7 protein-coding genes are annotated in these 7,240 nt (G+C 60.9%); 6 read left to right on the top strand and 1 reads right to left on the bottom strand.

Annotation, left to right across the window (positions count from 1 at the left end):
• The 5 genes from BN871_RS20935 to BN871_RS20915 all read left to right on the top strand — a co-directional run.
• The coding region (locus BN871_RS20935) for an S-layer homology domain-containing protein (protein ID WP_048748636.1) at positions 1 to 1,312 on the top strand (1,312 nt) is incomplete at its 5' end.
• Positions 1,313 to 1,588: 276 nt separating this feature from the next.
• Positions 1,589 to 2,743 carry a DUF4062 domain-containing protein gene (locus BN871_RS20930; RefSeq protein WP_048748635.1) on the top strand — a complete coding sequence of 385 codons (1,155 nt, stop codon included), beginning with the start codon at positions 1,589 to 1,591 and terminating at the stop codon, positions 2,741 to 2,743.
• A complete protein-coding gene (locus BN871_RS20925; protein WP_021881857.1) occupies positions 2,740 to 2,928 on the top strand; it encodes a hypothetical protein in 189 nt (62 codons plus the stop codon). Before BN871_RS20930 ends, BN871_RS20925 begins: the two co-directional genes overlap by 4 nt.
• Positions 2,929 to 2,935: 7 nt before the next feature.
• On the top strand, positions 2,936 to 3,472 hold the full coding sequence (locus BN871_RS20920) for a thioesterase family protein (protein WP_021881856.1): 537 nt from the start codon (positions 2,936 to 2,938) through the stop codon (positions 3,470 to 3,472).
• A gap of 46 nt (positions 3,473 to 3,518) precedes the next feature.
• Positions 3,519 to 4,298, top strand: coding sequence for a Cof-type HAD-IIB family hydrolase (locus BN871_RS20915; RefSeq protein WP_048748633.1), 780 nt, complete (start codon positions 3,519 to 3,521; stop codon positions 4,296 to 4,298).
• A gap of 387 nt (positions 4,299 to 4,685) precedes the next feature.
• On the opposite strand, the gene BN871_RS20910 is transcribed toward BN871_RS20915, so the two are convergent.
• Positions 4,686 to 5,900 carry an MFS transporter gene (locus BN871_RS20910; protein WP_048748632.1) on the bottom strand — a complete coding sequence of 405 codons (1,215 nt, stop codon included), beginning with the start codon at positions 5,898 to 5,900 and terminating at the stop codon, positions 4,686 to 4,688.
• 261 nt (positions 5,901 to 6,161) lie between these two features.
• On the opposite strand from BN871_RS20910, the gene BN871_RS20905 reads away from it, so the two are divergent.
• Complete coding sequence (locus BN871_RS20905; protein ID WP_083436565.1) at positions 6,162 to 7,190, top strand: NAD(P)/FAD-dependent oxidoreductase; 1,029 nt, start codon at positions 6,162 to 6,164, stop codon at positions 7,188 to 7,190.
• Positions 7,191 to 7,240: the final 50 nt, after the last annotated feature.

Below are 7,240 nucleotides of genomic sequence, written 5' to 3'. Positions count from 1 at the left end.
GGCACCGACACCGCCGCCGGCTGCAGCCGGCAAGCCGATCACGCCGATCGGCTCCGGAGCGGCTCCGGTCGTCGTGGACGCGAGCAAAATCAAAGTCTCCGAATCGGCCGACGGCGCAGGCCGTCCGGCAACGGTCGTCGCCCCGGATGCGGCTGCGCTTGCCGACGCGCTGGCCAAGGCGGCCAAGCAGGACAACCATGGCGCGGCGCCTGTCGTCTACATCGCGTTTGACGGCAAGCCGGGCCAAACGGTACGCTTCGAGCTGCCGCTCTCCGCACTGAAGGATGCGGCCGCAGGCATGCTCGTATCGCTGCAGACGGCGGACGGCGAATATTCGCTGCCTCTGTCGGTGCTGGACTTTGCAGCAATTGCGAAGCAGCTGGGCGCTCCGGCTGTCGACATCACCCTGCAGATCGCCATCGATCCGGCGGGCGATGATCTGAACAGCCGCATCAAGAAGAGCGCTGCGACGATCGGCGCATCGCCGCTTGGCGGAGCGATCGGATTCTCGATGTCGGCGGCAGCCGGCGGGAAGACCGTCGAGCTGAACGAATTCGGCTCGACTTATGTGTCCCGCACGCTCGTCGTGACGGGAATCCAGAACGGAGACCATGCGACCGTCGCGCTGTATGATCCGCAGACGGGTACGTTCAGCTTCGTTCCCGCGCTCTTCGCCAAACAGGCGGACGGTACGGTCAAGGCGAGCTTCAAGCGGACAGGCAACAGCATCTACACGGTATTGACGGCGGACAAATCGTTCGCGGACCTCAGCGGACATTGGGCCAAGTCCGATGTCGAGCTGCTCGCCTCCAAGCTCGTCGTCAACGGAGCGGCTGCAGGCAAGTTCGCTCCGAACGGCAGCATCACGCGGGCGGAATTCGCAGCGCTGCTCGTCCGCTCCCTCGGCCTTGCGCCGGATGCTTCGGCAGCCGCCTTCAGCGACGTCGCCGCAGGCGACTGGCATGCCGGCGCCGTCGGCGCAGCAGTGAAGGCGAAGCTGGCGGAAGGCTTCTCGGACGGCAGCTTCAAGCCGAACGACACGATCTCGCGCCAGCAAATGGCGGTCATGATCGGCCGCGCGATGACATTCGCGCAAGGCTCGGCAGCTTCTTCCGCAGCCTCTTCGCTCGACGGCTTCAAGGACAAGGCGGGCATTGCAGGCTGGGCCCGCGTCTCCGTCGCGCAAGCCGTCGATGCAGGCATCCTTACCGGCATGACCGCAGATTCCTTCGCCCCTGAGGCGAAAGCGAGCCGCGCCCAAGCGGCCGTCATGCTGAAGCGGTTCATGCAGCAAGAGGGCTTGATCGGCTGATCGGTACAGCTCGGATTTGCCAGCTCTCAGGCCAGCCGGTTATTCCGGCTGGCCTTTTTTCCATTTCCAGTGGAACCATGCGGCATGGTTTTGCCCTTCTGCCCGTCTTCTGTTTCCGCAGAAAGCAGCCGTGCCGCGCTAGGGGTGGGTTTCTTCCAGCCGCCTTCGTATGAAGCCCGCGCTCGGATTGCGCCTTTTGTCCCTCGATCCCTTCTTTTCATATGGTACAATCAGGAAACGAGCTTGGCTGCACGGCCGCACGGGAGGGAAGCCGGTATGGGCAAAACCAAAATATTCATCAGCTCCGTCAGCGAGGACGGATTGAAGCCGCTGCGGCGGACGGCTTTCCGGGAACTGGAGAGCCTTGGCCATGAACCGTTGATGTGGGAAGAAAATCTGGGCCCTTGGCCCTCCTATCTCAACCCGGTCGAAAAATGCCTGGAAGCGGTAGGGGAGTCCGACCTCTATGTGCTTTTCATTGGAACGAAGGCAGGGACCTACGATCCCGTCTCAGGCATTACGGTGACCCATTCGGAGCTGATCTCAGCGCTCGACAAAGGGATCGCGGCTCTCGTCTGGGCCGACGTCCAGGTGAAGGCCCGCTTTTTTGCCTCGGTGGCTTACAGGCTCGATGCCTATATCGATCGTTCGGTCGAGGAGACCGGCCAGTATCCCGATAATGGCCGGCTGCTGGATTTTCTCCGTACCTGCGAGGAGGCGGACGCCCATGTCGATCCCTATGTCTGGCTGCTCTTGTACGACCTCCGCCAGCGCGGCATCTATGTGGAGGATCTGGCGGCAGCGGTTCCGATCGACTGGAAAAGCTACTTCAGCGATCTGCTGCGCCGCGGCCTGCTGCTGCTCCCGCTGGAGCCGTCCATCATGGACAACAGCCTGCGGCTGGAGCAGGCCGGCCAAAGCTTCGACCTGATGACGGCGCTGCTGCCGCAAGTTCGGCTGGAGCCTCCGGGCAGCTGGGCGGACTGGCTGGCCACGGTGAGCCAGCGGCTGCAGGGCCGCCAGGTGAAGCATGCCTATGGCAGCTGGAGCCGCGAGACCGTCGGCCATTATGAGGCCTGCAACGGGGCGTCTCTCTACCGGCATGAGGGCGGGGAGCTGCGCTTCGTCGCCTGCTGCGGACAGACGTCGGCGGTGCGGGCTTTTGCCCTGGACGATCAGAGCTCCTATGTCGCGCTCACGTACGGCATGGGAAGCCGGGCCGAGGGCGTATACTACAAGGAAGCCCGCCAAAAGTTCTTCTACTGTGTCCGCAGCGGCCCTTATGTGGCGACATTCCATTTTCCGGCGGGACCGTCCTGGAGCAACCTCCGCTATATGCGCTACAAAGACAGCGTGAATAATGCTATAATAGGGCCTAACACGCAGATGATCCGGCTGGTGAGCTTATTTCTGGGAGGGATGCGGCAATGAAAAGCTGTGTATGGGTATCCAAGAACGGCCGAGTATCCGAGGCGGACGGCATTCAGCCCCGGGACGCGCTCCTGTTCGCCACCGGAACGGCGACCTCGGAGGACCTGCTCCTCCAGCAGAGAATCGCCGCCGAACAAAATATCCGACTGATCCGTTCGAGGCTCGCGGAAGCGACCCGGCGGTAGCGGTTACATGAATCCGTCCCTCGTGGCGGATTTTTTGCTGCATCGCGGGTTGAGCCGGCTGCGGCAGCTTCGAATGGGCGTGCTTCCCGCCGTACGGCTGTCGGGGACAAGGAAGCGTAGTCAGGAAGGGGGCGTTCCGATGGTTTCGGAGCTTGAGCTTGTCGTCCGGTCCACGGAGATCGATGTGAACGGACATGTCAACAACGCCAAATACCTGGAGTATCTGGAGTGGGGACGGGAAGACTGGTACGAGCGGGCGGGACTGGATTACTCGGCCTTCCTCGAGATGGGCATCCAGACGGTGACGGTCAACGTCAACATCAACTACAGGCGGGAATGCGTGCAGGGAGACCGCCTGACCGTGCGTACGCATCCGCGGCGCGCCGGCCGGACCAGCTATGTCCTGAAGCAGGAGCTCGTGGATGCCGCGGGAGTCGTGAGGGCCGACGCCGAGGTGACGAGCGTCTGCATGGATGCAGCCGAGCGGCGCAGCCGGGAGCTGCCCGATCGGCTGCGCGAAGCGCTTCAGGCAGTGGACGCATAGGATCGAGGAACGCATTTGACATAGAAAATCTAGAGGGGGAATCATCATGACAGGCAAACTGATCTTTTTCGATATCGACGGAACGCTGCTCGACCATGACAAGAACATCCCGGCATCAACCAAGGAGTCCGTGCGGCGGCTCCAGGAAGCGGGCCACGAGGTGGCGATCGCTACGGGACGCGGACCGTTCATGTTCAAGGAAATCCGCGAGGAGCTCGGCATCGAGTCGTTCATCAGCTACAACGGCCAGTATGCGGTCCGCAAGGGCGAGGTGATCGTGCGCAATCCGATCCGTCCGGAATATTTGCAGCGGATTACCGATGCCGCCGTGGCCAACGACCATCCGATCGTGTATATGAACGAAGAGACGATGAAGGCCAATATCGAGCAGCATGACTACATCGACGAGAGCATGAGTTCGCTGGCGCTCAAGAACAAGGTCATGGAATGGGACAAGGAGTATTACATCGGGCGCGAGATCTACCAGTGCCTGCTCTTCTGCACGATCGGCGACGAGCTGAAGTACCGGGAGACGTTCCCGGAGCTGGACTTCATCCGCTGGCATCAGTTCTCGATGGACGTGCTTCCGCTCGGCGGCTCCAAGGCCAAGGGCATCGAGACGTTCGTGAAGCTTGCCGGCGTCCGCCCGGAGGATGTCTATGCGTTCGGCGACGGGCTGAACGACATCGAGATGCTGCAGCTCGTGCACAACAGCGTGGCGATGGGCAATGCGATCGAGAGCGTGCAGAAGGCTGCCAAGCATGTGACGAAGGATGTAGCCGAGGACGGCATCAAACATGGCCTGGAGCTTGTCGGCCTGCTGTAGGTTTCGGCATGGATCGGCTGAATGCGGGCAGCTTCGCGGCAAGATGGCGGGTTCATACTGAACCGTGGATCCCAAGCACGCGAAAAGAATGAATGCCGGTGCAGAGTAAAGTATCGACGCGCAGAGCAAAAGGCTTGCACGCCATGGCAGAGGCACTCGTGCAGAGGAAAAGCATCAAGGCGCAGAGCAAAAGGCATGAATGTGCAGAGCAAAGGCATTCACGCCATTGGCAAAGCAAAACCATGCACGCCGATGGCAGAGCAAAGGCATGAACGTACAGAGCAAAGGCATGCACGCGCAGAGCAGAAGCATGCACGTCAATCCACCCTAAGGAGCTTGCCCAAAAAAACCAGCCGCTCAACGGCTGGTTTTTTTGGGCATCTCTTGTCAGCTGCGGGCCTCGGCCGTCCGGGTTACCCGCCGCTCGAGATGCCGGGTGCGGATGAGGATGGCTGCGCCGACGAGCATGAGTCCGTTGATGACGAACACGTATCGGATCGGAATCCAGCCGCCCAGCAGCCCTCCGATCATCGGGCCGAGCATCGTCGCGAGCTGGGTAGCGGACTGGTTCAGCCCGAAGGCGCGGCCGCGGAATTCCGGCTCCGTCACTTTCACAATCATGGCGTTCAGGGCCGGATATACGCCGGCGAAGCAGAGGCCGTAAAAGAAGCGGAGCACGCCGAAGCCGACATAGCTGCTGGAGAAAAACTGCAGCAGGTTGCCTATTCCGCCTCCCATCAGGCCGATGACGAGCACGTTCGTATAGCCGATCCGGGAGCCGAACTTGCCCCACTGGGGAGCCGCGATCAGCGTCGCGATGCCGACGGCGGAGAAAATGATGCCGGAGAGCAGCGTGGCGTCGCTCTTGCCTGCCCCGAGCTCGATCACATAGACAGTCAGCAATGGCTCCAAGATCATGACGGAGAACGTTCCCAGCGCGACCAGTCCCAGCATCGTGACGAAGACGCGGTTCGAGAAGGCTTCCTTCAGATCCTGACGGACCGAAGAGCGTACCGTCTTGCGGTTGAAATTCTGCTCCTTGACGAAAAAGACGGCAATAAGAGCGGAGACGAGCACGATGCAGCCCGAAAAGACGAAGCTTTCGCGGTTGCCCATGTAATGGCTGACGATGCCGCCGATGAGCGGGCCTAGAATGCCGCCTGTCGCGCCGGAGGTCGCCATGATGCCGAGCGCGTAGCCGGTCTTCTCCTCCGGAGTATTGGTCGCCACGAGCGCGATTGCCGCGGGCACGTATCCGGCGAGCAGGCCCTGGCCGACGCGGAGCAGCAGGAACAGATAGGGATCGTGGATGAAGAAGGTGAGCATGTACAAGGCCGCGAGGGCGAAGCCGGAGCGGATGAGCATCGGGCGCCTGCCGTATTTGTCCGAGAGGGAGCCCCAGTAGGGAGCGATCAGCGCGCTCGCGAGAAACGTGATGCCGAAAGCAAAGCCGGACCAGAGGGTGAGCCGGCTCGAGACGCCAAGCTCGTTATGCAGAAAAATCGGGATGAAGGGGATGGAGATCGAGTAGGCCGTGCTGCAAAAAAAGACGCCGGTCCACAACACAAGGAGGTTGCGCTTCCATAAGAATGAATCCGCCATGAGGGGTATCAAGTCCTTTCTGGGGGCTGGCCGGACCCTGGTTCTAGCCTATATTGGGTTCAAAATTCTTCCTATACCCGGTTGCTTGCGGTGTTCTCCGATCGTTGCCGTCATCTTCCATTCTACTCCTCCCCCTCTCGGAATCCAACCCTCAAAGGCAAGTTGGGCGCAGGGCCAATTCCGGGTATGCCGATTAGCTTCAGCTGAGTTTCGGTAATAATAGCAGGAAGAAAGCTATGCCGGAAGGAGACGAAAAGAGTCATGCGATACGATGTCGTCATTGTCGGGGGCGGACTTGCGGGACTGAGCGCGGCGGTTCAACTGGGCCGCTACAACCATAAGGTGCTGGTCATCGATTCCGATAACGGGAGATCGAACTTCTGCCTTCGTTACCAGAATCTGATCGGCTGGAAGAACGGGGTCAGCGGGCCGGAGCTGCGCCAGGCGGGCAAGGAGCAGGCGGAGAAGGTCGGCGTCGAATTCGTCAAGGGCAAAGCCGTAACAGCGAAGGCGTACGGAGCGGAAGAGTTCGTCATCGAGACGGATGCCGCAGAGCGGTTCGAGGGACGGAGGCTGCTGCTGGCGACAGGCGTCATGGACAGGCTGCCGCCGCTCGAGGGACTGGTTCCGTGTCTCGGCATAAGCATCTACGTGTGCCCGGATTGCGACGGCTACGAGCTGTCGGGCCGGAGGGCGATCGTCATGGGATCGGGAAATCCGGGAGCGCATATGGCGGATATCCTGACTTACTGGACGCCGGATCTGGTTTATGTGAACCATGAAGAGAAGGAGATCGCTCCCGAGCTCATGGACAAGCTCCGGCAGAAGGGCGTCGAAATCATGGAGGAGCCGATCCGCCGACTGATCATCCGGGACGAGCAGCTGCAGGGAATCGTGCTGGAGTCGGGCAAGGAAATCGAGGGCGGCAAGGCCTTCGTCGCCTTCGGCGGCAACGAGGTGCGTTCCGGACTGGCGGCGCAGCTCGGCGTCACGCTCCACGGGAACCGCCATATCGAAGCGGATCCGCGCACCAAAATGACGAACATCCGCCATGTGTGGGCTGCAGGCGACGTCCTTGCGCATTCGGAGCAGGCTTCCATCGCCATGGGCGATGGCTGCCAGGCGGCGATCTGGATTCACAAGAGCTTGATCGAGAAGGATGGGAGCAAGGCGCTGAGGCCTTTGGAGGCGGCGGCTGAGCAGGGAATAGAGTTGGAGGAATGCAGGAATGCAGGAATGCAGGAATGTAGGAATGTAGGAATGCAGGAATGCAGGAATGTAGGAATGTAGGGATGTAAAATSTCCGATCTCTCCGCTAAAAGAGAATCCTCCATGCTGGA

The sequence above is a fragment of the Paenibacillus sp. P22 genome (assembly GCF_000469945.2).
Lineage (GTDB): Bacteria > Bacillota > Bacilli > Paenibacillales > Paenibacillaceae > Paenibacillus_O > Paenibacillus_O humicus.
This window is presented reverse-complemented; position numbering and strand designations above follow the sequence as displayed.

What these genes read in the sequence shown, in the direction of transcription:
- BN871_RS20930 (WP_048748635.1), top strand. Translation starts at nt 1,589, where the DNA reads ATGGGCAAAACCAAAATATTCATCAGCTCCGTCAGCGAGGACGGATTG.
- BN871_RS20910 (WP_048748632.1), bottom strand. Translation starts at nt 5,900, where the DNA reads ATGGCGGATTCATTCTTATGGAAGCGCAACCTCCTTGTGTTGTGGACC.
- BN871_RS20915 (WP_048748633.1), top strand. Translation starts at nt 3,519, where the DNA reads ATGACAGGCAAACTGATCTTTTTCGATATCGACGGAACGCTGCTCGAC.
- BN871_RS20920 (WP_021881856.1), top strand. Translation starts at nt 2,936, where the DNA reads ATGAATCCGTCCCTCGTGGCGGATTTTTTGCTGCATCGCGGGTTGAGC.
- BN871_RS20925 (WP_021881857.1), top strand. Translation starts at nt 2,740, where the DNA reads ATGAAAAGCTGTGTATGGGTATCCAAGAACGGCCGAGTATCCGAGGCG.
- BN871_RS20905 (WP_083436565.1), top strand. Translation starts at nt 6,162, where the DNA reads ATGCGATACGATGTCGTCATTGTCGGGGGCGGACTTGCGGGACTGAGC.